Source organism: Butyrivibrio sp. (assembly GCF_017940685.1).
Taxonomy (GTDB): domain Bacteria; phylum Bacillota; class Clostridia; order Lachnospirales; family Lachnospiraceae; genus Butyrivibrio.
Map to the genome: position 1 here is coordinate 1 of NZ_JAGAYD010000222.1, position 2,042 is coordinate 2,042.

General features: G+C 42.7%; 2 protein-coding genes. Both read left to right on the top strand.

What is annotated here, in order from left to right; all coding sequences use genetic code 11:
- Positions 1 to 218: hypothetical protein (locus tag J6I68_RS13440; RefSeq protein WP_292221074.1), on the top strand; the 218-nt coding region annotated here is incomplete at its 5' end.
- A 34-nt stretch (positions 219 to 252) separates the two neighbouring features.
- Positions 253 to 2,042 (top strand): hypothetical protein (locus J6I68_RS13445; RefSeq protein WP_292221076.1); only part of this gene is annotated, 1,790 nt, incomplete at its 3' end.

Consider the following 2,042-nt stretch of genomic DNA (forward strand, 5'->3'; position numbering starts at 1 on the left):
TGAGAAAGTTATCAAACGGCAATCTGGAGCTCTCATATCTTTATGGCAAGTATCCAAGAGGCCTTATAGAGCTTCTTGGAAGCACTGTCAGCAAGATGGAGACTCTTTTCCCGGGCGCAAGCCTTACCTTTGATGCTATGAATGATGAATCCAAACAGCTTGCCAAGCATCTGTTTCCAAAATCAAAAACAACCCATATATATGAGGCAGAGTTTTAAAGGATAGATATTACTAAGAATGGGAGATGAAGATATGTCAGGATTTGAAGAATATAAGAAAAAACAGGACAATCAGGATAACAGAGATCTCTTTGTAACAAATGAGATAAATAAAGGAATTGATATAAATAAGCCTTCTTATGATTATGATCCGGAGCAGCTCATGGAGCATCTGACTGCGAAGATTTCGGATAAGTCTGAGGAGGCTTTTGCCCTTAGGACTAAGTATTATTTTAGTGACAGGGATGCACAGACAGCCAAGATAAGGCGCTATCAGAAGCTTTCCAACATCGGTGAGAACAAGGACAAGCTGACTGAATATGCCGGCCGGTATAATTACCATAAGGCAACAGACAGGCAGTATGCTGCTGATACGGCGGCTCACAAATTCATGGATGTTCAGAACAAGCAGTATGAATACAGAAAAGATGACGATCCGAACAGTACAGTGGATTCTCTGACCAAATATAAGCACCGGAAAGAAATCATGAAGTGCAGAATGGAAGCTCTTAAGAGTGTAGCTTTCGTTAAGGCTCAGAATAAAAAGCACGAGAAATACCTTATAGGAAGATCCAGACTCTCCTGCAATCTTGTACTCAAGGATCAGCTTGAGCATTTTATAGAGCTTGAAAGCAATAAGCAGGATAATGCTGTGACGCTTAGAAAGCTTCGCTCAGAACTTACCAAAGTGGAGTCCGAGATCAAAAAGGCCACCAAGACTTTGATCGATAATGTGCCTCAGGCCCAGTATAAGTGGAGAGAAGCCAATGGCCTTAATAAAGCTGCATATACCAGAAATATGAATACATACAGAGATGAGCAAAATCCCGGCTGTGATATGAATGCTGCGATCTTGATGACTGAGCTGTCAGTACTTCAGAGACAGCAGTCAGTTTTTGAATGGCCAAAGAAATCTGTATTAGGACTTAGCGATGGCACTGATATGGAGCCTTTATCCAAGGCTGAGAAGGAGAACCTTGAGTGGAACAAGGAGTACGACAAAGCTGACGATGCCGGGAAACTTGCGATGCAAAGGCATGCCCTTAAGAGATTTATGAAGATGCCTCTTCCTTCTGCAGATGCCATTAAGGGAAGCAAAGCTGGAAAGTACATTATCGCCAATATTAGGGATTATTACGATCTCACAAAAAGAGCTCTTCCTTACTACAAGAACCTGATGAATAATCCTGGCAATGACCCTATTGGTCTTGAAATCCAGAATGATGCAAAGCTCAGAGCCAGGATCAATTATATCGATGCGATCGATAAGTATTTAGACTACAGACTGCGCAGGGATCATCAGATCTGCTTTGGAGAGTATGAAGTTGAATTTGAATCAGATCCTCTTTACAAGTATACAAAAAATGCGAGAGGTCGCGTAACACGCCAGAGAAAGTATGGAGATGACGAAAGAGGTCACAGCAGATCCAATGAGGAGTTTGCTGCTCTTAATGATGCCTTCAGAGCGTTTAAGGTTGCCATGGCCGGACAGGGTCAGATGCAGGTACAGCAGCCTCATGTTCAGGAGCAGAATATTCAGCCTCAGGTTCAGATACAGCCTCAGGTTCAGGAAGAAAACATCCAGCCCCAAGTTCATGTACAGCCTCAGGCCGGCGCTGCATTGCAGGAAGAAGAGTTTGAACTCATCATAGATGAGCAGCATCTGGATCAGCCTGCTCCGGAAGAAGTTGTAGAGGTTAAGCAGACAGTAAGGAACATGGTAGAACTCTTCGAGAACAATGGCAAGGAAGATAATAAGTCAATCAACAAAGAGGAAAATCAAAACAAGATCAATATCATCGAAGAGGATAAGAAGGAAGAGAA